Raw genomic sequence first — 24,882 nt, forward strand, 5'->3', positions numbered from 1 at the left:
GTGAACAGTGGACTATACCTGTGCGCATCGACCGCACGCCTCTGACCGGCGCAGTTGCCGCTAGGCGGGCCTGAAAGACCGGGAATTGACATCTCGTCATACCCCGCGGCATCACCATCTTCTTGGACATCGAGGGGCTAGGGGCACACTTCATGGGCTCTGCAACCGAGTACAACCGCCGGGACATCTTCAAGCGCGCCGCCGGCATCGCCGTGCTCGCTGCGACCGGCGGCTCCCTGCTCACCGCGTGTGCCGGCGGCACCGGCGGCAGCAGCGACAAGGGCGCCAAGGGCGCCGCGGGCTACAACCTGACCGACGCGAAGAACCCGTTCGGCGTCAAGGACGGTGAGGCCCTCGAGGTCTTCATCTTCGACGGCGGCTACGGCAACGAGTACGCCAAGCGGTTCGAGGAGATCTACTCCAAGAGCTACCCCGGCGCGAAGATCAACCACCAGGCCGACAAGGACGTCACCGGCAAGCTCCAGCCGCGCTTCAACGCCGGCTCCCCGCCGGACGTCATCGACGACTCGGGCGCCAAGCAGATGAAGCTCGACGTCCTCGCCGACTCCGGCCAGCTCACCGACCTCGCCCCGCTGCTGGACGCGCCCTACATCGACGACCCGTCGAAGAAGATCCGTGACGTCCTGATGCCCGGCACCATCGAGTCCGGCACCGTCAAGGGCAAGGTCTACAACCTGTCCTACGTCTACACCGTCTGGGGCTTCTGGTACTCCGGCAAGCTCTTCAAGGACAACGGCTGGACGGCGCCGAAGACCTGGGCCGAGTTCATCGACCTCTGCGGCAAGATCAAGGCCAAGGGCATCGCCCCGCTCGCCCACCAGGGCAAGTACCCGTACTACATCAACGTCGTCATGATGGACATGATCGCCAAGCAGGGCGGCCTGGACCTCATGAAGCGGATCGACAGCCTCGACGCCGCCGCCTGGGACGACCCGGCCGTGAAGACCGCCGTCGAGTCGTTCTTCCAGGTCGTCGACAAGGACTTCCTGCTGCCCGGCACCAACGGCATGACCCACACCGAGTCGCAGACCGCCTGGAACCAGTACAAGGCCGCGTTCATCCCCTCCGGCTCCTGGCTGGAGAACGAGCAGCTGCCGACCACCCCGGCCGACTTCGACATGAAGTTCCTGCCGATCCCGTCGCTGCCCGGCGACAAGCTGCCCTTCGAGGCGATCCGCGCCGGCGCCGGCGAGCCCTTCATCGTCCCGGCCAAGGCCAAGAACGTGGCCGGCGGCCTGGAGCTGCTGCGCATCATGCTGACCAAGGAGGCCTCGGGCAAGTTCGCCCAGACCGCCAACAGCCTCACCTGCCTCAAGGACGGCGTCGGCCCCGAGGTGCAGCTCAAGCCCGGCACCGCGTCGACCGTGGTCGCGCTGAAGGCGGCCGCCGCCAACACCTTCAACTTCCAGTACCCGAACACCGCCTCCAAGTTCGACGAGGACCTGCAGAACGCCTCGGGCGAACTCATGGCCAAGCGCATCACTCCCGCGGAGTGGATCAAGCGCGCCAAGGAGTCGGCCACCAAGAACAAGACCGCCTGACCGGTCGGACTCGAACAGCGCACCGGGGGCCCCGAACCGCCCCCGGTGCGCCCGCCTGACGGACAGGAGAAGTGACCGCATGCGTCACGGCAAGTACCCCTTCATCGTGGGGTTCCTCTTCCTCCCGATCGTGCTGTACGTCGGCCTGGTGCTCTGGCCGTACGCACAGACCTTCGGATACTCCCTGACCGACTGGTCCGGGGCGAGCCAGGAGATGAATTTCATCGGCCTGGACAACTACACGAGACTCCTCGATGACGAGGTCTTCGGCGGGGCGCTGTGGCACAACCTGCTGCTGCTGGTCCTGCTGCCGATCGTGACGATACTGATCGCGCTCTTCTTCGCCTTCATGCTCAACGTCGGCGGGAAGACCGGCACCGGCGGCGTGCAGGGCGTCCGCGGCGCCGGCTTCTACAAGGTGGTCTTCTTCTTCCCGCAGGTCCTGTCGATCGCGATCCTCGCCGTGCTGTGGGGCGCGGTCTACCGCACCGACGAGAGCGGCCTCGCCAACGGCATCCTGATCAAGATCGGCCTGGCCTCGGCGAACGACCCGGTGCAGTTCCTGTCCAACCCGGACATGGTGCTCTGGTGCGTGCTCGCCGTCCTCGTCTGGTCCGGCGTCGGCTTCTACCTGGTGCTCTTCTCGGCCGCCATGCAGTCGATCCCCAAGGACATCTACGAGGCGGCCCTGCTGGACGGCGCCAAGCGCGCCCAGACCTTCTTCCGAATCACCCTGCCGCTGCTCTGGGAGACCGTGCAGACCGCCTGGGTGTACCTGGCGATCGTCGCGATGGACGCCTTCGCGCTCGTCTCCAGCATCACCCCGGGCGCCTACTTCGGCGGCGGCCCCGACCACCACAGCGAGCTGATCTCCACCTACCTGATGCGCAGCTTCCTGCGCAACGGCGAGGCGGGCTACGCCTGCGCCATGGGCGTGGTGATCTTCTTCTTCACGCTGATCCTGACCATCGTCTCGCTCTGGGTCACCAAGCGCGACAAGATCGAGTACTGAGCGGGGACGGCGACATGAGCACTCTCGACAAGGCCGCGAGCCTCCCTGGCCAGCGCACCGGCAGCCGGCCCGGCGACCGCCCGCAGCGCTTCGCCGAAGGCGGCGGCGTGCTGAACGTCTTCTCGCACGGCTTCCTCGCCCTGTGGGCCGCGATGATCGTCCTGCCGCTGGCCTGGGTCGTCCTCGGCTCCTTCAAGACCGACTCCCAGATCAACGGCTCCGCCTGGAGCTGGCCCGACACCTTCAAGTTCGACGCCTTCGGCCGCGCCTGGGAGAAGGGCATCGGCGGATTCTTCGTCAACACCCTGATCGTCCTGTCGGGCTCGCTGACGCTGACGATGCTGCTCGGCTCGATGGCCGCCTACGTACTGGCCCGCTACGAGTTCAAGGGCAACAGGGTCATCTACTACCTGTTCGTCGCCGGCGCGATGTTCCCGGTGTACCTGGCCCTCGTCCCGCTGTTCTTCATGGTCCGCAACCTGGGCGAGGTCAGCCCGCTGCTCGGCCTCAACAGCTACCTCGGCCTGATCCTGGTGTACGTGGCGTTCTCGCTGCCGTTCACCGTCTTCTTCATGTACTCGTTCTTCCGCACCCTGCCGACCGCCGTGCACGAGGCGGCCATGCTGGACGGCTGTTCGCACACCCGGGCGTTCTTCCGGATCATGGTGCCGATGGCCAAGCCCGGCCTGATCAGCGTCGGCATCTTCAACGTGCTCGGCCAGTGGAACCAGTACATCCTGCCGGTGACGCTGATGCAGCCCACCACCGCCGGCGAGGCCGACCACTCGATGCTCGCCCAGGGCCTGGTCAACCTCGCCTTCCAGTCCGGCTACAAGAGCGACGCCCCGGCCCTGTTCGCCGGCATGACGATCGCCATGCTGCCCGTGCTGGTCGTCTACCTCTCCTTCCAGCGCCAGGTCCAGGCCGGCCTCACCTCGGCCACGCTCAAGTAGCGGGGACCGGGCAGGAGGACGGGCGCGCGCGGGGGAGCCCCGCGCGCGCCCGTCGGCGTTCCGTCAGCCCCGGTCGCAGGCCTGCGCCCGCAGGGCCCGGGCCAGGTCGTCACGGCACTCGATCACCAGGCGCCGCAGCGCCGGCGCGGCGTCCTTGTGCTCCGACAGCCAGGCGTCCGCCGCGTCCAGGGTCGGCTGCCCGGTCTGGTACTTCGGGAAGAAGCCGCCGACGATCCGCATCGCGATCTCGATCGAGCGCTGCTCCCAGACGTCCTCCAGCATCGCGAAGTACGGCTCGGTGTACGGCGCCGTCAGCTCCCGCTGACCGGCCTGCGCGAAGCCCGCGATCTGGGCCTCCACCAGGGCGTTCGGTAGCTCGTCGGAGTCCACGACGGCCGTCCAGGCGGCGGCCTTCGCCCCGGGCGTGGGCAGCGCGGCCAGGCACTGGGTGAGCTGGCGGCGGCCGCTCGCGGTGTTGTCCCGCTGCAGCTCCTGCTCCATCTCCTCACCGGTCGCCGCGCCCGCCGCGGCCAGCGCCAGCCAGAGCGACCACCGCAGCTCCTGGTCGACGTCCAGGCCGTCGATCCGGGCGGTGCCCTCCAGCAGGCCGCGGACCAGCCGCAGCTGCTCGGGGCCGTGCGCCGCGGCGGCGGTGAACCGGGCCCAGGCCAGCTGGTGGTCGCTGCCCGGCAGCGCCGCGCGCAGCTCCCGGACGGCGCACTCGGCGAGCAGCCGGCCGCCCTCCTCGCACCACTCGGGGTCGGCGTACAGGTCCAGCGCGGTCTGCGCCTGCAGGTGCAGCGACTGCAGCACCCCGATCTCGGACTCCCGGCCGGCGAAGTCCAGCACCAGCGCCAGGTAGTCGCGGGCCGGCATCAGCCCGTCCCGGGTCAGGTTCCACACCGCGGACCAGGCCAGCGCCCGGGCCAGGTCGTCCCGGACGTCGCCGAGCGCGGCGCGAAGCGTCGCCAGCGACACCTCGTCGAAGCGGACCTTGCAGTACGTCAGGTCGTCGTCGTTGACCAGCACCAGCGCCGGCCGGTGCAGCCCGACGGCGTCGGCGACCACCGTGCGGCCGCCGGTCACGTCGAGTTCGATCCGCGCGGTGCGCACCAGCGCCCCGGTCTCGTCCCGGTCGTACAGGCCGACGGCGATCCGGTGCGGGCGCAGCACACCGCCGTCCTGGACGACCGCGAGCTCGGTGATCCGGCCCTCGGCGTCCACGGTGAGCTGCGGGGCCAGGGTGTTCACCCCGGAGGTCTGCAGCCAGGCGGCCGACCAGGCGGTCAGGTCGCGGCCGCTGGTCTCCTCCAGCGCGTCCAGTAGGTCGGTGAGCACGGTGTTCCCGTACGCGTGCCGCTTGAAGTAGGTGCGGGCGCCGGCCAGGAAGGGCTCGCGGCCGACGTACGCCACCAGCTGCTTGAGCACCGAGGCGCCCTTGGCGTAGGTGATGCCGTCGAAGTTGAGCTTGGCGTCCTCCAGGTCCCGGATGTCCGCCGTGATCGGGTGGGTGGTCGGGAACTGGTCCTGCCGGTACGCCCAGGCCTTGCGGCGGTTCGCGAAGGTGATCCACACCGCCCGGTACCTGGTCGCCTCGACCTGCGAGAACGAGCCCATGAAGTCCGCGAAGGACTCCTTCAGCCACAGGTCGTCCCACCACTTCATGGTGACCAGGTCACCGAACCACATGTGGGCCATCTCGTGCAGCACCACGTTGGCCCGGCCCTCGTACGCGGCCTCGGTGACCTTCGAGCGGAAGACGAACTCCTCGCGGAAGGTCACGCAGCCCGGGTTCTCCATCGCACCGATGTTGTACTCCGGGACGAAGCACTGGTCGTACTTGCCGAAGGGGTACGGGTAGTCGAACTCGTCGTGGAAGAAGTCCAGGCCCTGCTTGGTGACGGTGAAGATCTCGTCCGAGTCGAAGTACGGCGCCAGCGAGCGGCGGCAGGTCGCGGCCAGCGGGATCTCCAGCACGGTGCCGTCCGGCAGCGTGCGGCTGTAGTGGTCCCGGGCCACGTGGTACGGGCCGGCCACCACCGCGGTCAGGTACGTCGAGATCGGCTTCGTCGGGGCGAACCGCCACGTCCGGGTGCCGCTGCCGTCCGCGGTGACCTCCTCGTGCACCGCGTTCGCGTACACGTCCCAGGCCGCCGGGGCGGTCACCGCGAAGGAGAACGGGGCCTTGAGGTCCGGCTGCTCGAAGTTCGCGAACACCCGGCGGGCGTCGGCCGGCTCGAAGTGGGTGTACAGGTAGGTCTCGCCGTCCGCCGGGTCGACGAACCGGTGCAGGCCCTCGCCCGTGCGGCTGTACGCGCAGTCCGCCTCGACGACCAGCTCGTTCTGCTCGGCCAGGCCCGGCACCGCCACCCGGGCGCCGTCGAACACCTCGGCCGGGTCCAGCGCGAGGCCGTTCAGCACCACCGAGCGGACCGCAGGCGCGAGCAGGTCCACGAAGGTGTCCGCGCCGGGCGCGGAGCAGCGGAAGACGACGGTCGTGGTGGAGCGGAAGACGTCGACCGCCGGGTCGGCCGCGGAGGAGACGTCCAGCTGGACGCGGTAGCCCTCCACCTCGATCAACTCGGCCCGTTGCTGGGCTTCTTCGCGGCTCAGGTTCTTGCCCGGCACGGCGGTACTCCTTTGTCCGGATCGCACGCTGTGTGGAGATCTGCACGGCCGCGCCGGTGGGCCCGGCCGGGGGCATCCTTTCACGCGCGACCCGCGCCACCCCGGCACGGCACCGGGCGGTGCGCACGGAATCAACCGGGCCGCCGCACGGTTGGCACCGCGGGGTGCACCCTGCACCGCACCCCTGCACCACACCCTGCATCCGAACGCCGACCGAAGGACGCCGTCCGTGACGACTGCCGACTCCCGCAAGATCGCCGACTTCTGGTTCGACCCGATCTGCCCCTGGGCCTGGATGACCTCCCGCTGGATGCTGGAGGTCGAGCAGCTGCGCCCGGTGGACACCCGCTGGCACGTGATGAGCCTGTCCGTGCTCAACGAGGGCCGCGACGAGCTGCCCGAGAAGTACAAGGAACTGCTCGCCAAGGGCTGGGGCCCGGTGCGCGTTCTGATCGCCGCCGCCCAGGCGCACGGCGACAAGGTGCTCGGCCCGCTCTACACCGAGCTCGGCCTGCGCTTCCACAACCAGGGCCTGCCGAACGAGCGGGCCACCATCGAGGCCGCCCTGGAGGCCGCCGGCCTGCCGGTCGAGCTCGCCGACGCCGCCGACACCGACGCCCACGACGACGCCCTGCGCGCCTCCCACCGCGAGGGCATCTCGCTGGTCGGCGAGGACGTCGGCACCCCGGTGATCGCCGTCGACGGCCCGGACGGCGACCGGATCGCCTTCTTCGGCCCGGTGGTCACCCCCACCCCGCGCGGCGAGGCCGCCGCCCGCCTCTGGGACGGCACCCTGCTCGTCGCCGCCACCCCCGGCTTCTACGAGATCAAGCGCACCCGCACCGCCGGCCCGTCCTTCGAGTAGGACCCCGGCCGGGAAGCCCCCGGAACACCGAAGGGCGCGGGGAGCCGCGCGGTCGGTGGGACACCGTACGTGTCCCACCACCACGCGGCTCCCCGCGCCCTTCGCAGTGCCGGCAGGGGCGCGCCTGCTACTGGGCCGTCACGGCCCGCCTCTGCTTCATCCAGCCGGCCACGGCCAGCGCGACCGCCAGACCGCCGGTGAAGTACAGCTGGATCCGGTTGTTCTCGTCCAGCAGCATCAGCGCCAGCACTCCCAGGATGCCGACCAGCGCCACCCAGGTCAGGTACGGGAAGGCCCACATCCGCACGGACAGCTGCTCCGGCGCCTCGCGCTCCAGCCGCCGCCGCATCCGCAGCTGCGCCACCGCGATGAACGCCCAGACCACCAGCACCGAGGCGCCGACCATGTTGAGCAGCCAGGTGAAGACGGTGTCCGGCCACCAGTAGCTCAGCAGCACCGCCAGGAAGCCGAAGCCGGAGGAGGCCAGTACGGCCCGCCGCGGCACACCGCCGCCGATCTTCGCCAGCGCCTTCGGGCCCTGCCCGCGCTGCACCAGCGAGTACGCCATCCGCGAGGAGCCGTAGATGTTGGCGTTCATCGCCGACAGCAGGGCGATCAGCACGACCACGTTCATGACCTGGCCGGCGCCCGGGATGCCCAGGCTGTTCAGCACCGCCACGTACGGGCCGGGGCTCAGGATCGAGGAGTCGTTCCACGGGACGAGGGTGACGATCACGACCATCGAGCCGACGTAGAACAGCGCGATCCGCCACATCGCGGTGCGCACCGCGCCCGCCACGCTGCGCCGGGGGTCCTTGGACTCGGCGGCGGCGATGGTCACGGTCTCCAGACCGCCGTACGCGAAGACGGAGGCCAGCAGGCCGGTGACCAGGCCGGTGGTGCCGTGCGGGAGGAAGCCGCCGTGGCCGGTCAGGTTGGCGGCGCCGGGGGAGTCGGTGCCGGGCAGCACGCCGGCGATGGCCAGGATGCCGATCACCAGGAAGGCGGCGATCGCGGTCACCTTGATCGCGGCGAACCAGAACTCGAACTCGCCGAAGTTCTTCACCGCCGCCAGGTTGCTGCCGCAGAAGAAGGCCATGAAGACGGCCACCCACACCCACAGCGGCACGCCCGGGAACCAGCCCTGCATCACGTGCGAGGCGCCGATCGCCTCGGCCGCGACGCCGACGCACAGCAGCGTCCAGAACATCCAGCCGACGGTCAGACCGGCCCACGGCCCGATCTCCCGCTCGGCGTGCACCGAGAACGAACCGCTGGACGGGCGGGCGGCGGACATCTCGCCGAGCATCCGCATGACCAGCATGACGAGGACGCCCGAGACGGCGAACGCGAGGATGATCGCCGGGCCGGCGGCCGCGATGCCGGCGCCGGAGCCGACGAAGAGGCCGGCACCGATCACGCCGCCGAGCGCGATCATGGACAGATGGCGAGGCTTGAGGCCCGCGGCCAGCGTGCCCTCGGCGGCGGGCTCGGTGGCCTGCCGCTCCAGGGTGGGCGTGGGGGTGGTCGTCATCGGCGCATCCAGAGTTCGTCGAATATCGGAACGAGTTGTCCACTATTCGGCAGGCCGGATGGACACGCCAAGAAATCCCGGCGAGAGACCGCAATTCGGACACTCCGGTGACGCTGCGTACCGGACCTTTCACCATGGCACCGGGGCGCCGCGGGAGTGCCGCAGGCAGGACCCCACAAAACCCGGGCCTGACGCTTTGTCGGGGACGGCGCCGTCAGTTCGCACACCTGCGCGTAGGTTCACAACTGTTCACTGATCATCGAGCAGATGCGGAGCCCTCCCGATGGCCACGGCCGCGCCGATCACCGGCACCCCCGTTCTCGCCGACCTGCTGCCCCGCGCCACCACCCGCCTCGGCGGCCAGGTGCGCGAACTCGCCCTCGTCGCCGGCGGCGCCGCCCTCACCGGCCTCGCCGCCCAGCTGTCCGTCCCAGTGCCCGGCTCGCCCGTCCCGGTCACCGGCCAGACCTTCGCCGCCCTGCTCGTCGGCACCGCCCTCGGCGCCCGCCGCGGCATCGCCTCCCTCGGCCTCTACCTGCTCGCCGGCATGGCCGGCCTGCCCTGGTTCGCCGAGGGCACCTCCGGCTGGGCGGCGCCCAGCCTCGGCTACGTCCTCGGCTTCGTGCTCGCCGCAGGCCTCACCGGCGCCCTCGCCCGCCGCGGCGCCGACCGCAGCCCGCTGCGCACCGCCGGCGCCATGGTCCTCGGCAACCTCGCGATCTACGCCGTCGGCGTGCCCTACCTCGCCGCCGCCCTGCACGTCCCGCTGGCGAAGGCGGCCGACCTGGGCCTCTACCCCTACCTGGTCGGCGACGCCCTCAAGGCCGTCCTCGCCATGGGCGCCCTGCCGCTCGCCTGGAAGCTCCTCGGCCGCACCCGCTGACCCGGGCGGACCGGCGCGCGGCCGCCCCCTCCGCCGGGCCGGTGCACGCGCATGCCACACTCGTGGTCATGCGCGTGTACCTGGGCTCCGACCATGCCGGATACGAACTGAAGAACCACCTCGTCGAGTGGCTGAAGGGGGCCGGCCACGAGCCGGTCGACTGCGGCCCGCACATCTACGACGCCGAGGACGACTACCCGCCGTTCTGCCTGCGCGCCGCCGAGCGCACCGCCGCCGACCCCGAGGCCCTCGGCGTCGTCATCGGCGGCTCCGGCAACGGCGAGGCGATCGCCGCCAACAAGGTCAAGGGCGTTCGCGCCGCGCTCGCGTGGAGCGAGCAGACCGCCGCCCTCGGCCGCGAGCACAACAACGCCAACGTCATCTCCGTCGGCGGCCGCATGCACACTCTCGACGAGGCCACGAAGTTCGTCGAGATCTTCCTCAACACCCCCTACAGCGGCGAGGCCCGGCACACCCGCCGGATCGAGATGCTGAGCGAGTACGAGACCACCGGCGAGCTCCCGCCCATCCCGGCCCACCACCCCCAGGGCTGACCCTCCTAGACGCCTGGGCCGCACGGGCCGTCAGAACCCGTGCGGCAGCCAGGGCGCCACGTCCGAGGCGAAGGCCCGCGAGGCCGGCGCCAGGGCTCCCTGCCGCAGCTCGGTGACCAGACCCGCCCGGGCCAGTGCCGCCAGCGTCTCCCCGCCGAGATAGGCGGACCCCAACTCCCGTACGTCCAGGGCCAGATCGGCCGGCGCCCCGGTGCGGACACAGCTCGTCGCCCGGCCCGGGCCTGCCGTCCGCAGCCGCCAGCGCCCCGCGTTCCACGGGCAGAAGCCGTCCGCCACCTCCAGCACCGCGTCCAGCGGCTGCGCGTAACCCCGCGACTCCAGCGCCGCCCCCACGTCCACCAACCGCAGGTGCAGCGCGTCGCTCAGCCGCGGCTCCAGCCGGCGCACGTCCGACACCAGGTGCAGCAGCGGATCGTCCACCGGCAGGTTCCCGGCCTCCACCGTGTCCACCAGGTCCAGGTCGAGCAGGTAGCGCCACAGCCGCGCGTACACCTCCGGCGTCAGCGCCTCCACGTCCCGGACCTTGACCCGGCCCACCGCGTTGTCCCCCGCAGACCAGTCCACCTTCGCCGAGTAGCGGGCGTAGCCCAGCAGCCGGCCGCTCCCGGTGTCCTCGGCGAGCACACACTGCCGCGGCGAGAAGCCGCCCCGGGAGGACGGCACGTCCAGCAGCGGATGCCGCTCCCAGCCGGGGCGGCGCTCCAGCCGGCCCGGCCGCGACGGCACCAGCGCGGCGTACAGCTCCTCGCAGGCCGGCGAGGACTCCACCGGGTCGGCCAGCCGCAACCGCAGCGCCGGGTTCTCCGCCACCGGCAGCGACACCCGGTGGCAGGGCACCTTCACCGCCGTCCTCCAGGTGGCCCGCCCGAACCCGAACCGACCATAGATGCCCGGCTCCGACGCGGTCAGCGCCGACAGCGGCTCGCGTGCGGCCCGCACGTCGTCCAGCATCCGCCGCATCAGCACCGTCAGCCCGCCGCGACGCCGGTGGGTGGGCAGGACACCGACCATCGTGACGCCCGCCACCGGCAGCACCGCCCCGCCGGGCACCGCCATCCGGAAGCTGAACACCGAACCCCCGCCGACCGGCTCCGCACCGTCGCAGACCACCAGGGAACGCCCGACCTCGGTCAGCGAGCGGTACAGCGCCCGCTCCTCGGCGTCCTCCTCCGCACCGCCGAACGCGACCTCCAGCCGGCGGTACCAACCGTCCCACTCCTCCGCGTCGAGCGGACGGACCATCAGCGCACCGGCGTCACCTGTCGTCATGCCGCCCACCCTCGCACCCGGCGCAGGCCGTGTGCGACCGACGTACCGCCGGAGCGTCACCGTCCGGCGCCCGGGCGCCGCCGTGCGCCCCCGGAGCGCGGACGGCGGCGCACTCCCGCCACCCGGCCGAAACCCGCTGCGCAGCACCGGGGCGCCCGCGCAGCCCCGGCGCAGGCGTCGACGCAGACCCGCAACCGTGGATAAGGTCGGACCCCATGGCTGGCAGCACGCAGGGCACCGAGCCCCGGACGACTGCGACGGGCCCCACCGCGAGCGCGGCCAGGGAGCCCGTGACGGCCCGGTTGCGCACGAGGCTCCGCCGGGCCCGCCGCACCATGCGCCGAACCGGTGTCGACTACTTCCGCGGCGCCGCCCCCGACTGGCTCGCCTTCGCGCTCTTCCTGGCTGCCGTCCCGCTGCTCGTCGTCCTCAACATCTGGATCCCGGCCTGGGTGCCGCCCACCTCCCTGGTGCTCCCCGTCCTCGCCGGCTCCCTGCTGCTGCGCCCCGGCACCCTCGTCCTGCTCTACGCGGCCGCCGCGGTCGGCCTGTCCACCGAGTCGCTCATCCACACCGGCGAACGCGTCGCCAGCGAGAACCCCGACGCCTACGTCTACGGCGTCACCCCCGGCGCCGCCCTGGTCGTCGGCGCGGTCGGCGTCGCCGGCCTGCTGCTCGCCCAGTTCCGCAGCCGGGTCGGCGTGCCCTGGCGCGGCGGCGGCACCATGCTCTTCGACCTCCGCGAACGCCTCCGGGTGCAGAGCCAGTTGCCCCGGCTGCCCGAGGGCTGGTCCGCGGACATGGCGCTGCGCCCGGCCGGCGGCCAGTCCTTCTCCGGCGATTTCGTGGTGGCCGCCCGCACCGGCCCGGGCGGCCGGACCCTGGAGGTCGTCCTCGCCGACGTCTCCGGCAAGGGCATGGACGCCGGCAGCCGCGCCCTGCTGCTCTCGGGCGCCTTCGGCGGCCTGCTCGGCTCGCTGCCCGCGCACGATTTCCTGCCCGCCGCCAACGGCTACCTGCTCCGCCAGGAGTGGGAGGAGGGCTTCGCCACCGCCGTCCACCTGGTCCTCGACCTCGACACCGGCCAGTACGAACTGCTCTCCGCCGGCCACCTGCCCGGCATGCAGCGGCACGGCGGCACCGGCGTCTGGGAGTCCAAGGAGTCCGAGGAGGGGCCGCTGCTCGGCATCTACGACGGCGCCAAGTTCGAGGGCCTGCGCGGCCGGCTCGACAGCGGCGACGTGCTGATGCTGTGCACCGACGGCATGGTCGAGATCCCCGGCCGGGACCTCGCCGAGGGCATGGACCGGCTGATGGGCGAGGCCGACCGACTCGTCGTCGGCGGTTTCCGCGGCGCCGCCGGACGCCTCATCGAGTCGGTCGCCAAGGACGTCAACGACGACCGTGCCGTGCTGCTGGTGTGGCGCCAGTAGCCCCTGTCAACCCCCGGGAGTGATCTTCGGCCAATCCTGACAACCCCTTCACGCGGCGGATCACGGCCCCGGGCCTGCCGATTGGCCATTCCGGCGCGTTCCACCCCGCCCCCGGCGACGGTTCGTCAGAAGACATCGGCTATCGTCTCGGTCGGCGGAAATTCGTCTCACATGGCAGGATCTTCGCTCCGGGCTCCCGGCTAGTCCTTTACGCAGGCAGCACGAACGACCACACTGAGTCCGGGTGGGCTGGTCGATGCTCGGGGGACGGGGGGCGAGAGGTGCGGCAGACAGCAGGCGTCACCGGCGCCGCGGACGCCTCCACGGCGGCGGGATCGGTCGACTCGTGCCAGGGACGGTCGGCGCACGCCGCGGTCCGGTTCCGACACGGGGTTCCAGCACGAACCCCCGCCACAGATTGAGGAAGTGAGTCCGGGTGGCCTTCTCCGTCTCCGCGCTGTTCCTGTTCGGCGTCATCGTCGTCATCTTCATCCGCAACAAGCAGCTGAAGACCAGCCACGCCATCATCGCGGCGCTCTTCGGCTTCATGGTGAGCCAGTCCACGGCGGCCCGGCCGATCCAGGACTTCCTCAACCAGCTGGCGAAGACCATCTCCTCCGTCGCGAGCTGACCGCCCGGCCGGCAGACCCTCCGCCGCGGGCCGTCCCCGCCCCGGGCCGACCGCCCCTGCGAGCCGTCCGGCCCGGACCTACCGTCCGGCCCTGGCCCGCCGCCAGCGGGCCAGCACCCCGAGCCGCACGGCGGGCACGGCGACCGGGGCCGCCCCGGCGGCTCCGGCGTCCCCGACCGCGGAGACCGCTGCCGCCGGAGGCTCCCCGGCAGGCAGGCCGTCCGGCACCAGCAGGACGAACAACCGCGCCCAGCACAGCCGTTCGCCGCGCGGCCAGCCGAGCGCGCGCAGCGCCGCCGAACCCGGCCCGGACACCTCGCCGTTGACCCGGACCTCGGCCACGTCCTCGCCCGCCCGGCCGCCGAGGAACAGCTTCACGCCCGTCACGGCCGGCTCCGCGCCCTCGACCGCGAGCTCGGGGGCGATCGCCCCGGCGAGCTCCGGCAGCAGCTGGTGGTCGGCGAGCCACTCCGACAGCGCTTCGCTGCCGAAGCCGAAGACGGCCGCCGGCCCCTGCACCGCGTGCCAGCCCGGCAACTGCGGCGGGCGGACGTGGTCGCCGTGCGTGCCCCGGCCCTCCTGCAGCTCGACCAGGGCCGCCGCGGTGGTGGTCGCCCACATCCGCACGGCGCTCTCCAGCCGCTCCTCCTCCGTCCGGCCGAGGCCCGCCGTGCAGTCCCACACCACCGGGCCGTCCGCCCGCCCGACGTCGAGGGCGAAGCCGAGGTCCACGTGCCCGGCACCGCCGCCCTCGCCCGGGTGCTCGCGGACCGCCACCGCCGTCGTCCCGGGCCCGCGCACCACGCTGCCCTCCACCGCGAACCGCTGACCGAACCGCGCCATCTCCCGGACGACGCTGCGCTGGATCACATCCAGCCGGGACTGCGCGCGCACCCGGGGCTCCTCGCTCGAAAAGGGGTCGAACACCGCTCGGGAGGGAGGCTATCGGCCCCCCGGGTGACCAGTGTCACCGGGCGGGCCATGATCCGTGCCGGGCCGCGAGCGGGCCGCCACGCGGGGTGTCCGATTTGCCTGACTGCTGATGATACGGACACGTACGGTCACTGCGGCGACTGCGCTCTGCCCACCGGCGGCGGGCGGAGAGTCACCTCCGCAGGGGCCCTCGGGGGCCTCCGGGGACGGGGAGCTTGCCACCGGAGGGCCCCATCGGTTTTCCTCGGAGCCTGCCCGGCCACAACGGCTGGGCGGGCCACCGGGCGGAACGCCGAGTCCTGCCGCCGCCCGGGGTCACGCACCCTTCCGTGCACGGCAGGAGCGGGGGACCCAAGGTAAGTGCCGCACCCGGTGATCCGGGGACGGCTTGGGGTGAAGTCGCGTCATTTTCCGCGACCGGGCGAACTCCCCGCCCGAACCCGACAGCTCACCTCGTAGGCGTCGGAGAGGAACAACTCGATGTCCGTTCTGGGCACCCGTCTGTCTCGCGTCGCCGTCGCCACCGGTGTGGCCGCCGCCGCCATCGCCATCCCCGTCACCGCCGCCTCCGCCGCGAGCGCCCACACCGCCGCCCCGGCTGCCGCTCCGGCCGCCGCCGCGCCGGCCGCTGCGCACGCCGAGGCCCCCGCCGCCGCTCCGGCTGCCGCCCCGGCCGCCGACGCCAGCTACAAGGTCGTCCGCGGTGACACCCTGTCCAAGATCGCCGGTGCGCAGCACGTCGACGGCGGCTGGAAGAAGCTCTACCAGGACAACCGCCAGGTCATCGGCGGCAACCCGAACCTGATCTTCCCGGGCCAGAAGCTGACCGTCGGCGGCCACGCCGCCGCGCCGGCCGCTGCTGCCGCGCCGGCCGCTGCCGCCCCGCAGGCCGAGACGAAGAAGTCCGACGCCGCCGCCTCCCGCTCCGAGAAGCGCACCCCGGTCCAGGCCGCGCCGAAGCCGGCCGCCCCCAAGACCGAGGCCGCCAAGCCCGCCGCGCCGGCGCCGGCCGCCGCCCCGAAGACCGAGGCCGCCAAGCCCGCCGCCGCTGCCTCCGGCTACGTCGCGCCGGTCGCCGCCTCCCTGGGCACCCCGTACCACAAGGCCGGCTCCAACTGGTCCAGCGGTTACCACACCGGTGTCGACTTCGCCGTCAGCACCGGCACCTCGATCCACGCCATCGCCGCCGGCACCGTCGTCGAGGCCGGCTGGGGCGGCGCCTACGGCAACAACGTCGTCATCAAGCACGCCGACGGCAAGTACTCGCAGTACGCCCACTTCTCGGCCCTGAAGGTCTCGGTCGGCCAGACCGTCACCGCCGGCCAGATCATCGGCCTCTCCGGCGCGACCGGCAACGTCACCGGCCCGCACCTGCACTTCGAGGTCCGCACCACCCCGTCGTACGGCTCCGACATCGACCCGGTGGCGTACCTCGCCGCCCACGGTGTCCGCGTCTGACGCACGCCGCCGACGCGCAACAGCCGAGGCAACGAGGCCTAGGCACACCGCGCCGCATCCGAAGGCCCGGCCCGGGGATCCATGATCCCGGGGCCGGGCCTCGGCCGTTCCCAACGTCCTTGGCCACAGCGGTACTTCGGTACCGGGGGCGGCCCGCCAGGCGGGCCTGCGGCCGGCCGAACGTTCCCGGAGACCCGACCGCGGCGACCCGCCGTCGCAGCCCCGACATCCCCGTCGCACCACCACCTGGGCTGACCGGTCACCACGACGAAGGCGCAGACCCGGTACCCCGGCGACCGAGCAGGGGCCGTCGTCACGTTGCCGTCGGTGCTGTCGGGGCCGGTGTCCCCCGTACAGGGGATCTTCGGAACGGCCGGTCGCCGAACCGGCGTGCGGACCGCCCGTCCTGGCCGGTGGGGTCCTGACCCGTCACCACCAGGAGCAGGGACAGCGCCGCGGCAAGGAAGACCACGACGGGAACCAGCAGGAAGATCGATCCGAAAATCGGAAGAAACATCCGCATCGACGGATTCACCCGGGGAAAGTCGGCCCGCTCGGCGCCGGGATGCAGCGGCCCGGCCCGCAGGCCACGGAAGTCGAACGGCGCGACCGCACCCACCGGCACCCCGAACCTGTCCTCCAGGTGCGAGCACCGACGGATCCTGCGCCGGGTCACATCCCAGGTCCGCTGCCGGTCGGCCGCGACACGGATCGCCTTACGCGGTGCTCCGGGAGCGCTCCCTACGACAGAGGCCCCAGCTCCGCGATCATGTCGCTGAGCTGGGGCCTTTGCTGTGGAGCGGGCGACGGGAATCGAACCCGCGTGGCCAGTTTGGAAGACGACGGCACCGGATGTGGGCTGAGCTGGCGACTCGCTGACCTGCGGGGGAGCGGAGCGCCTCGCCGTCGTTCCCCGCGACTCCCCGCCGGCTCCTGGCCTAACGGGCACGACAGGGGCACGGGGCGGCTCACAGAAGCTTGTACGCCCACTGCTCAGTGGCCACGTCCGGCGGTCGCGCTCGACGCCTCCGGGGCCCGCAGACCAGCCATGGGGATTCCTCGGTTGACACCTGGCCACCCGGCAGGGCGAGCGGCTGGTTCAGCGTGAAAACGTAGCAACCGGGCTCGACGTCGACCCGTTTGAGTAGGAGCATCCTCGGAGCAACGATCGCGAGCCCATGAGCACCATGCCGGTCATGATGCCGAGGCATGTGTCATGAGGTCCAGCGGATTTGCTGACTGCTGAAGGAATCGGACTGGCGACCGGCGCCTGTGGGGCCGCCACTGGTTCGGATCATGGTCAGGACATGCACCCTGACAGGCTGGCCTCGACTGGTCTCTTCGACCTGAAGCAACACTGACACGCGCCTGACCGGCGGGTGCGACAAGCACTTTGTCATAGTCGTTGGCCGACCCCGGCAATGACATCCGTGCAAGTTCGCCCGGACTTGCGTAGCTGCGCGGAGGGCGCTCACCCCATTACCGCGTTGCCTCACGAAACATCATCTACAAGTACGGGCAGACGGGCCGCTGCGCTCGCCTGAGCTAGGCGCGCGCCCGCACAGCCAGTCGAATAGCCGTCACCGATCCCCGTCGTTTGTGCTGGATGCAAGATTCTTGTCAGCCTCCATTTTGCTGCTGGTCCTCCGAGTTGCGAGGATTCCCAGTGGATTCAATCTGCTGGCCACTCTCGCCATCCGGCGGTGCATTTCCGCCAAGTGTGCCGATTTGGCGACTAATCCGTCCGAGGGAAATCAGCAGAGATGCCATGACGCGTTCGGATCCGTCGTGGCGGCGAAGGTGCTCTAGTGCTTCTTTATATGAAGCGTGGGCCTCGCTCAAGCGACCTTGGGCCTTGTGTACGTCTCCGATGTCTCTCAATACGGTGGCGTAAGAGCCGGATTCAATTTCGGGGTTGATTAGCTTAAGTGAGGCCTGGTAGTTATTCAAGGCCTTAGTGTAAGCATCCTTTATGCCGCGATTCCCAAGCCGCTCATAGGCCAGGCCCAGATCGCGGAAGCCGACGGCTTGCCTTGTGGCCTCCCGGACTTGGCCGATAATTTCTCCGGCCTGGTCCAGTGCGGCCAGTGCTTCGACTGGCTCGCCGCAGTCGATGAGACAATCGCCGAAAGCAATCATGGTTGTGGCTAGATCGGCAGGACTGTCGGCGCGATATTTGTACTCGATTGACTGTCGATAGTACGCGGCAGCCTGCGGATTGTCACCCACAGCCCGGTGCGTGTCGGCGATGTCGTGCAGGATGACCCCGTAAGAGCCTGGATCCTTGTCGGGATCGGTTAGATCTAGGGCTCCTTGGAAGCAGGTGAGGGCCTGTCCAAACCACGAGGGCCCCTGCGGCTCGCGATCGTCTGGCATTTTCTTGACACTTCCTTCTATTGTGGGTGGGCTGGAGCTGTTGGTATTGACTAGCTGCCGGCCGCGCTTGACGAGCATGCCGACGAGGTTGATTCGGGCACCGAGGGTGTCGGGGTGGTCCGGGCCCAGCACCCGCTCCCGGTCGGTCAGCAGGTCCTCATAGGCGGTGATGGCGCCGGCCCCGTCCCCTGTCTCCCCTCGCCAGTAGGCGAGATTGCCCCGGGTGGAAAGGGTGTCGGGGTGGTCTGGGCCCAGCACCTGCTCCTGGTCGGTCAGCAGGTCCTCATAGGCGGTGAGGGCGCCGGCCCCGTCGCCTGTCTCCCCTCGCCAGTAGGCGAGATTGCCCCGGGTGGAAAGGGTGTCGGGGTGGTCTGGGCCCAGCACCCGTATCCGATCGGCTAGTACTTGTTCCAGGGCAGCAACCGTGCCGGCCGCATCCCCAGCCTCCCCGCGCCAGTGGGCGAGACTGGCCCGGGTGGAAAGGACGCGGGGGTGGTCCGGGCCCAGCACCTGCTCCTGGTCGGTCAGCAGGTCCTCATAGGCCGAGACTGGCCCGAGTGGAAAGGGTGTTGGGGTGGTCCGGGCCCAGCACCCGCTCCTGGTCGGTCAGCAGGTCCTCATAGGCGGTGATGGCGCCGGCCCCGTCCCCTGTCTCCCCGCGCCGGTAGGCGAGATTGCCCCGGGTGGTCAGGGTGTCGGGGTGGTCCGGGCCCAGCACCCGCTCCCGGTCGGCTAGTACTTGTTCCAGGGCAGCAACCGTGCCGGCCGCATCCCCAGCCTCCCCCCGCCAGTAGGCGAGGTTTCCCCGGGCGGTGAGGGTGTCGGGGTGGTCCGGGCCCAGCACCCGCTCCCGGTCGGGCAGCACCTGTTCCAAGGCAGCAACGGCCCCGTCTACATCCCCAGCCCGCCCACGCCACAGGCCGAGGTAGCCCCGAGTGGTCAGGGTGTCGGGGTGGTCCGGGCCCAGCACCCGCATCCGGTCGGCTAGTACTTGTTCCAGGGCAGCAACCGTGCCGGCCGCATCCCCAACCTCCCCACGCCAGTAGGCGAGGCTATGGCGAGTGGTCAGGGTGTCGGGGTGGTCCGGGCCCAGCACCCGCTCCCGGTCGGCTAGTACTTGCTCCAGGGCAGCAACCGTGCCGGCCGCATCCCCAGCCTCCCCACGCCATTCGGCGAGATCCTGCCGGGTAGTAAGAGAATCTGGATGGTCGGAACCGAGGCGGCGCTGGGCAGTGTCCTCCAGGCGCTGGAAGTAGGCGGCGGCAGCAGCGCTCTGGCCGCTGCTGCCAAGGCTGGTGCCGGCGCGGAAGAGCACGGGATGGGCACCGGAGTGCCACAGGGTGTCTTCGGCAGCGCGTCGGAGGGCATCGGCGTTGGAGCGAAGGGCCTGCGCGAGGGTGGTATCTCGCTCTATGGCGGGCCAGGCGGCGATCAGGGCATCGGCGGCGGTAGAGGCGGCCTGTTCGTACTGGCCGGCTGGAAGGGGGTCGCGGACCGTACGTTGAATGATCTGGTGGACACGAACAGCCTGATGCGGGGTCTCAGGGGTGTGGTCAATGAGGCTAAGTTGATGGAGGTTCCACAGACCGTCGCTAGCATCTTCAACAGTAATGTGGAGGGGGGCTGGCGGTTGGGCAATCGCGCGCGTAGGACCGGTGGAATCGGCGCGGCGATTTTCGAGGTAAGTCAGGACGAGTGGGCCGGTCAGGACGCGGTGCGGGATGCCGTTGGGATCCAGCATCGCGGCCAGTTCCAGCAGCGGGCGTGCCAAGCCCTGCGGAGGGAGTTGGTCGGCGAGGGCGACGGACAGGGACCAAGCGGCGGCAACGGTGAGTTGTTGGTCATCGGGCAGACCTCCGATGCCGGGCAGCAGAGCGGTTAAGGTCCGCCGCTGGTCAGCCAGGCGTCGCCGGTAGGCGGCACAGTCCAAGTGCCGATTGATCATGTAGGGCACGGCCTGAGCCAATGCGAGCGGCAGATTTCCGAAGTCGGCGGCGAGTCCGGAGAGTTGGTCAGCCGGCTCGCTGCGGCCGGCAGCAGCGAGACGAGCGGTGAGATAGGAGAGGGCCTCGGCCGAGGTGAAAAGACCGATGTCGATACGATGTCGTCCGTTGCCGAAGAAGGCGGCATCGCGATTTCGAGTGGTCACCACTGTCCGCCCTGATGGATGGTTGGGTGGCCATAGTCCGGTCATATCCGACGGGCGGGAAACGTCGTCCAGAACAACGAGCCAACGCTTGCTGCGATTGGTGTCCAGCCAGGCCAGAAATGCTGATGCAGCCTGGTCCGGCTCCTGGGAGTCGACTCCCAAGACCTCCGCCCCAGCTTGCGAATAGCGCGAGATCACTGCCTCGGGACTGCTGGCTGTAGCCCAGACGAGGAGATCGAGGTCACCGGCGTTCCAGGCGCGGCGAGCGTAGTGGGCAGCGACCTGACTCTTGCCCACTCCGCCCATTCCGGACAACACCTGGCACACCACCGTGGTGCCCCCGCTGGCTATTGCAGCGTCAAGGTCGTCGACCGAATCGCGCTGCTGGAAGCAGTCAGCCTGCCTGGGGAGGACCCCTACTTGGTGCGGCCATGACACCGCAGGGCGAGAAGTTGTGTATTGCTCAATACGGTCGGCATGAGCTACAGCGACACCATGCTGGGCAATGGCCACAGTGTGTGCGGTGATGTCCGGGGTTGAAAGGGCGCCGGGCTCGGTAGCTCCTAGTTCGGGCCCGGCTGCGGAGGATTTCCCAGGGTCACATCTCCTCTAATTTGTCCGGCAGCCACCCCGTGGTTGGCTACGATGCTCACGTTCCCGTCGATGGCCAGCCCGTGCTTCCCTGCCGAGACCCCACCGGCTTCGCGCCGAACAGAGGCCACCAGTTCCCCCAGCTGCCCGGCCGCCTTCTCGCGTTCATCCTCGCCAAGGCTTTCTAGCAGGTCCTCGAATCGGTCCTGCCAAGATGCTTTAAGACCAGTTCGTACCTGCTCGGCCTCTTCAGGGCTAGCTCTGTCTAGCTCGGTCGCCGCGCGGTCTAAGCGTTCCAGAACTACCTGGGCGTCTTGGGCGCCCCTGAGGCCAAAGATGCTGACTACCTGCTTCCTGAACCCCGTCCACAGATCTGTACCGGCCGCCTGGGCCACTGCCGCGCCAGCCGCCGAGGCCAGCGCCATAAATGCCTCTGCCAACATGCCGTCCTCCTCGAATCCGCTTCACACGGACCCGGCGTGCCCTCAGCCTGATTGCAGGCTGCTTGCTCGCTGTGACCGAAGTTCCGGCGGCACGAACACGGTCATATCTCCACCATGCGCCAGCGGGCCAATATGTGCACCCTCACCCATCCGGCCGCTGAGGCCCAGCCCACCCAGGGCTGCTCTGCTACTAGCCTCCCGCGCCTGCCTGAGTCCGTCATCCTCGTCCTGCAAGTTTTTGCTTGCGGGACCGAGAGGGCCAGAGCGGACGGGCGTCAGGGTCGCTTCGTTCTCGCGGTTGCAACTGTTTGATTACGTGATGCTCATGGCGGTGGGTGACGGAGCAGCTCCTACTTCTTTCTCTTGATGGTCCGGGGCAAATGGTGGGTAAACCAGCAGCACTGGCACGTGTGGGTGGTGGAGCGGTTTTGGCCGGTGTCCTGTCCGGGCTGGGGTCGAGCATGATCGGGGGGCCGTAAGCTGTTGCGACTCGGTCAGGGCTCTTTGGGCCCGACCGCAATGTGGCCGAGTGGCCCCCCGTTCTTGCTCGACGCGGGTCCCAGTTCGGGCAGGTGGGTAAACCGCGGAGCCGCCCGCCCCAGCCCCGTCGGGCTGGTTCTGACCTCTGCCTTCCGCGCCTTCCTCTGCCCGTGCGGGGGTGGAAGTTTGGACCTGTCCGTCTCTGCCCCGGCCTTAGCTTTCCGCCCCTTGTGGGCGCGGCCGACGGCGGCGAAGCCCCAGCCGGGGCGAAGACAGGAGGCGGGGCGCGCGCCGGAGGACGGCCGGCGCCGCCGCGCCGCAGGCGCGGCACCCCAAACGTTGTGAGGCTACGTCTAGTAGTTCCAGGAGGCCGGGAATCTCGCCGGTGATCTCCGATCCCGCCGTGATGTGCCTTCCCCGTGGGCTCCGCCCGCCCCGCCCGCCGAGCGGAGCGAGGCGCCTTGAACCCGTAGAGAAGGTTTTTACGCATCCCCCTACCCGCCCTACCGACCGATGGCCGAAGGCGGTCTTGGCTCCCGCTCACTGGCGTGTTGAGCTGGAGCGTTGGGTGGTCGTTGCCTCGGGGGTGGGGATGGACGGCGAGTTCACTGTTCGGCGCTGGCGCCGGTACGGGTATGACCGGCTGTATGTGAACCGGCAGGGCGCTGAGCAAGCCGTCGGCTGGTACGACTTCGCCACCGGAAGGATCGAGGTCCCAGACGACCGGGATCGTGCTGAAGTGGTGCGAGTGCTGACTCCGCGTCTGGCCGGTCTGGCGCCGGAGGTCAAGATGCCCCCACCGGCCATACTGGAGCCACCGTTGGCCGCGGAGGGCGACAGTACGGACCTGGCGCTCAACAAGCCCGGGGATGCCTTACGGCGGAAGATCGCCGAAGAAGAGCCGTCCTGGTGGAAGCGCCGCTTTGCTTACTGGCTCAGTCGGGAGACGACGTCGGCGCATTCGTGGGCGGTCGGGTTGCGGGGTGAACGGCTCGTCGGTGGCCGACTCAACCGGCTCCGTCGGGACGGCTGGAAGGTGCTGCACTCGGTTCAGCCACCGAGCGGAGGTGCCGACATCGATCACCTGGTCATCGGCCTGCCCGGCGTGTTCGTCGTCAACACCAAGCATCACCGCGGCGCCGCGGTATGGCAGGGCGACCATGCCGTCACGGTGAACCGGGCCTCCACGCAGTACGTCCCAATCAGCCAGCGTGAGGGTGCTCGGGTCAGCCGACTCTTATCGGGACGGTGCGGCTTCCAGGTGCCCGTTCAACCCGTGATCGCCGTGCTCGGGGCAGCGTCGATCACGGTGACATCCGAGCTGGCTCCCGTGCTCCTCCTGGATGGGAAGGAGGCGGATCGGCGCCTCTCAGGCCGCACACCTCGGATGTCCGCCGAGCAGGTGGAGAGCGTCTTCACTGTCGCCCGGGACAGTCGGACTTGGGTGCGGTGAGGCTCGGCTTGCGGCGGCCACCAGGGTGCGACCGTCGTGGGCGCGGATGTGGGGAGCCTGGTCTTCAAGCGCGTCGGTGATTCGGACCGCGTACACCTCGCCCATGGACGCGCGCACCTCGTCCGGTGTTAGCCAGTCGACCGCGGTCGACTCCTCCGAGAGCTGCTCTTGCCCGCCCTCCGGTCGGCACCGGAAGACTAGGGCGACGATGCCCCGGGTCATGTTCTTGTAGACACCGGTGAGCCGCTCGACCCGAACCCTGATGCCGGTCTCTTCGAAGATCTCGGGCGGCAGCAAGGAGGACACGCCGGAACGCCCGACCGCCTCGGTCGCTGAGGTGTATGCGGTCGCCAACCGGATTCCCGGCCGCTATCGGGCCCTGGTGCTGGTCGCTGCCCTGTGCGGGCTGCGGTGGGGTGAGCTGATCGGACTCACCCGCCGGGACGTGGACTCGGACGCCGGCACGATCCGGGTCCGCCGCTCGATCGCCGAGCTGCCCAACGGGGAGCGGGTCGCCAAGCTGCCCAAGACCGCCGCCGGGGTTCGGACCGTGGCCGTGCCCGAGGTGATCCTCGGCGAGGTGCGTCGACACCTGGAGGTCTACGCCGAGCACGGCCCGGACGGGATGGTCTTCGTCGGCTCGAAGGGCGTCATGCCGCGCCGTAACCACTTCAATCGGCTCTGGCACAGGGCGTGCGCCGGGGCGGGCGTCACCGGTCTGCGCTTCCACGATCTCCGGCACACCGGGAACACCCTCGCCGCCTCGACCGGTGCCAGCACTCGGGAACTCATGGCGAGGATGGGTCACAGCACCGCCCGGGCCGCGCTGATCTACCAGCACGCCACCGCCGAGCGGGAGCGCTCGATCGCCCGGGCCGTGAGCGATCTGGTGCAGAGGGTCCGGCCCCAGGCTGATCAGGAAGGCTGACCGACCGATGGGAGGACCTGGGTGTGGCGAGGACCGCCGCGCCCAGATCCTCCTGTTTGCAGGGATGGCCGAGCTTGGCCGCAGTTGACCGTTCGGTGTTCACGAGGTTCCGCCAATACCGGCAGGTGGCGGTACGACCGCTGGTACGTTCCATCCGTGATCAGTCAGGTCGTTACTCTCGTGGGCGTCCTGGTGGGTGCCCTCACCTCGTATTTCGCCACAACCGCGGCTGAACGGGCGCGGCATCGTCGGTCGATGAGCACGAGATGGGACGAGCGGAAGCTCGACACCTACGTCGAGTACGCGGCTGTGGTGAAGGAAGTCCATCGCGCGGCCAAGGCCGCCTTCGCGGCGCGCGCGAACCTCGATGATCTTCCTGCTCTGCTCGCTGAGATGAACGAGGCGGAGAACCGGCGGTCGGTGCTCTTCGAGAGGCTGGTGCTGCTGGCCGAGCCGGCTGCCATCACTGCCGCGAATGCGGTCAACGCCAAGCTCTGGGCCGGCCTCCACCTCGCGCGTGCACAGCAGGGGAGTGACAGCGACTGGGATCCGGTGGGTCAAGGTCTGATCGAAGCCCTGAGCGAGCTTCACAGGCAAGCACGAGTCGATCTCGGGATAGCGGGCGACTTCCGTCCGGCGGCCTAGCTCGGGGCCTCGGTCGATCCGATCGGGCACGCAACGGGCACGGCGACCTGAAAATCCCTCAGACGACAAAGGCCCCAGCTC

The 24,882-nt window shown here is 70.2% G+C and carries 20 protein-coding genes, 1 pseudogene and 1 riboswitch; of the genes and pseudogenes, 12 read left to right on the forward strand and 9 right to left on the reverse strand.

Annotation, left to right across the window (positions count from 1 at the left end; translation table 11 throughout):
* The first annotated feature begins 152 nt into the window (after positions 1-152).
* The 3 genes from ngcE to IE98_RS0119160 all read left to right on the forward strand — a co-directional run bounded on the left by ngcE (position 153) and on the right by IE98_RS0119160 (position 3,527).
* Positions 153-1,562, forward strand: coding sequence for an N-acetylglucosamine/diacetylchitobiose ABC transporter substrate-binding protein (ngcE, locus tag IE98_RS0119150; RefSeq protein ID WP_030270478.1), 1,410 nt, complete (start codon positions 153-155; stop codon positions 1,560-1,562).
* Positions 1,563-1,641: 79 nt separating this feature from the next.
* Positions 1,642-2,574, forward strand: coding sequence for a carbohydrate ABC transporter permease (locus IE98_RS0119155; protein WP_030270480.1), 933 nt, complete (start codon positions 1,642-1,644; stop codon positions 2,572-2,574).
* Between the two features lie 14 nt (positions 2,575-2,588).
* On the forward strand, positions 2,589-3,527 hold the full coding sequence (locus tag IE98_RS0119160) for a carbohydrate ABC transporter permease (RefSeq protein ID WP_030270482.1): 939 nt from the start codon (positions 2,589-2,591) through the stop codon (positions 3,525-3,527).
* A gap of 63 nt (positions 3,528-3,590) precedes the next feature.
* Here IE98_RS0119160 and pepN read toward each other — a convergent pair whose 3' ends face one another.
* Positions 3,591-6,155: an aminopeptidase N gene (gene pepN, locus IE98_RS0119165; protein ID WP_030270484.1), complete on the reverse strand. Its 2,565-nt coding sequence runs from the start codon at positions 6,153-6,155 to the stop codon at positions 3,591-3,593.
* Positions 6,156-6,384: 229 nt separating this feature from the next.
* On the opposite strand from pepN, the gene IE98_RS0119170 reads away from it, so the two are divergent.
* Positions 6,385-7,020, forward strand: coding sequence for a DsbA family protein (locus IE98_RS0119170; RefSeq protein ID WP_030270486.1), 636 nt, complete (start codon positions 6,385-6,387; stop codon positions 7,018-7,020).
* A gap of 127 nt (positions 7,021-7,147) precedes the next feature.
* On the opposite strand, the gene IE98_RS0119175 is transcribed toward IE98_RS0119170, so the two are convergent.
* Positions 7,148-8,554, reverse strand: a complete 1,407-nt coding sequence (locus tag IE98_RS0119175) for an amino acid permease (protein WP_043174575.1) — start codon at positions 8,552-8,554, stop codon at positions 7,148-7,150.
* A gap of 283 nt (positions 8,555-8,837) precedes the next feature.
* On the opposite strand from IE98_RS0119175, the gene IE98_RS0119180 reads away from it, so the two are divergent.
* Both IE98_RS0119180 and IE98_RS0119185 read left to right on the forward strand, forming a co-directional pair.
* Entirely contained in the window at positions 8,838-9,437 is a 600-nt protein-coding gene (locus IE98_RS0119180) for a biotin transporter BioY (protein ID WP_030270488.1), read from the forward strand.
* A 68-nt stretch (positions 9,438-9,505) separates the two neighbouring features.
* On the forward strand, positions 9,506-9,991 hold the full coding sequence (locus tag IE98_RS0119185; RefSeq protein WP_030270489.1) for a ribose-5-phosphate isomerase: 486 nt from the start codon (positions 9,506-9,508) through the stop codon (positions 9,989-9,991).
* A gap of 30 nt (positions 9,992-10,021) precedes the next feature.
* On the opposite strand, the gene IE98_RS0119190 is transcribed toward IE98_RS0119185, so the two are convergent.
* Positions 10,022-11,281, reverse strand: coding sequence for a GNAT family N-acetyltransferase (locus IE98_RS0119190; RefSeq protein WP_030270490.1), 1,260 nt, complete (start codon positions 11,279-11,281; stop codon positions 10,022-10,024).
* Positions 11,282-11,496: 215 nt separating this feature from the next.
* Between IE98_RS0119190 and IE98_RS0119195 the strand changes: the two genes are divergently transcribed.
* Both IE98_RS0119195 and IE98_RS0119200 read left to right on the forward strand, forming a co-directional pair.
* Positions 11,497-12,714, forward strand: coding sequence for a PP2C family protein-serine/threonine phosphatase (locus IE98_RS0119195; protein ID WP_199922933.1), 1,218 nt, complete (start codon positions 11,497-11,499; stop codon positions 12,712-12,714).
* A 436-nt stretch (positions 12,715-13,150) separates the two neighbouring features.
* A complete protein-coding gene (locus IE98_RS0119200; RefSeq protein ID WP_030270493.1) occupies positions 13,151-13,345 on the forward strand; it encodes a hypothetical protein in 195 nt (64 codons plus the stop codon).
* Between the two features lie 78 nt (positions 13,346-13,423).
* Here the strand turns inward: IE98_RS0119200 and IE98_RS0119205 are convergent, their stop codons facing one another.
* Positions 13,424-14,239: a DUF6348 family protein gene (locus tag IE98_RS0119205; RefSeq protein WP_030270495.1), complete on the reverse strand. Its 816-nt coding sequence runs from the start codon at positions 14,237-14,239 to the stop codon at positions 13,424-13,426.
* A gap of 349 nt (positions 14,240-14,588) precedes the next feature.
* A riboswitch (cyclic di-AMP (ydaO/yuaA leader) is annotated at positions 14,589-14,753 on the forward strand.
* Positions 14,754-14,758: 5 nt separating this feature from the next.
* Between IE98_RS0119205 and IE98_RS0119210 the strand changes: the two genes are divergently transcribed.
* Positions 14,759-15,736 (forward strand): M23 family metallopeptidase, encoded by a 978-nt coding sequence (locus IE98_RS0119210; RefSeq protein WP_030270497.1) that lies wholly within the window; start codon positions 14,759-14,761, stop codon positions 15,734-15,736.
* 313 nt (positions 15,737-16,049) lie between these two features.
* Here the strand turns inward: IE98_RS0119210 and IE98_RS0119215 are convergent, their stop codons facing one another.
* The 4 genes from IE98_RS0119215 to IE98_RS0119225 all read right to left on the reverse strand — a co-directional run bounded on the left by IE98_RS0119215 (position 16,050) and on the right by IE98_RS0119225 (position 21,295).
* Complete coding sequence (locus IE98_RS0119215; RefSeq protein WP_159400977.1) at positions 16,050-16,355, reverse strand: hypothetical protein; 306 nt, start codon at positions 16,353-16,355, stop codon at positions 16,050-16,052.
* A 1,001-nt stretch (positions 16,356-17,356) separates the two neighbouring features.
* Positions 17,357-18,622: a tetratricopeptide repeat protein gene (locus IE98_RS45730; protein ID WP_063748966.1), complete on the reverse strand. Its 1,266-nt coding sequence runs from the start codon at positions 18,620-18,622 to the stop codon at positions 17,357-17,359.
* Positions 18,623-18,647: 25 nt separating this feature from the next.
* Positions 18,648-20,558: a tetratricopeptide repeat protein gene (locus IE98_RS46470; protein WP_159400978.1), complete on the reverse strand. Its 1,911-nt coding sequence runs from the start codon at positions 20,556-20,558 to the stop codon at positions 18,648-18,650.
* Positions 20,559-20,824: 266 nt separating this feature from the next.
* The gene (locus tag IE98_RS0119225; RefSeq protein WP_030270499.1) at positions 20,825-21,295 is read right to left on the reverse strand and encodes a hypothetical protein; all 471 of its coding nucleotides are present in this window, start codon (positions 21,293-21,295) and stop codon (positions 20,825-20,827) included.
* 1,072 nt (positions 21,296-22,367) lie between these two features.
* Between IE98_RS0119225 and IE98_RS42700 the strand changes: the two genes are divergently transcribed.
* Positions 22,368-23,228 (forward strand): nuclease-related domain-containing protein, encoded by an 861-nt coding sequence (locus IE98_RS42700; protein ID WP_030270500.1) that lies wholly within the window; start codon positions 22,368-22,370, stop codon positions 23,226-23,228.
* 12 nt (positions 23,229-23,240) lie between these two features.
* Here IE98_RS42700 and IE98_RS50930 read toward each other — a convergent pair.
* Positions 23,241-23,513, reverse strand: a pseudogene (locus tag IE98_RS50930) (NUDIX domain-containing protein); the annotation flags it as partial.
* Between IE98_RS50930 and IE98_RS0119235 the strand changes: the two are divergent.
* Complete coding sequence (locus IE98_RS0119235; protein ID WP_052390695.1) at positions 23,491-24,156, forward strand: tyrosine-type recombinase/integrase; 666 nt, start codon at positions 23,491-23,493, stop codon at positions 24,154-24,156. The pseudogene IE98_RS50930 and the gene IE98_RS0119235 overlap by 23 nt on opposite strands.
* A gap of 156 nt (positions 24,157-24,312) precedes the next feature.
* On the forward strand, positions 24,313-24,801 hold the full coding sequence (locus IE98_RS0119240; protein ID WP_030270502.1) for a hypothetical protein: 489 nt from the start codon (positions 24,313-24,315) through the stop codon (positions 24,799-24,801).
* Positions 24,802-24,882 lie beyond the last annotated feature (81 nt).

It is taken from the genome of Streptomyces sp. NRRL B-24484 (genome assembly GCF_000717715.1).
GTDB lineage: Bacteria > Actinomycetota > Actinomycetes > Streptomycetales > Streptomycetaceae > Kitasatospora.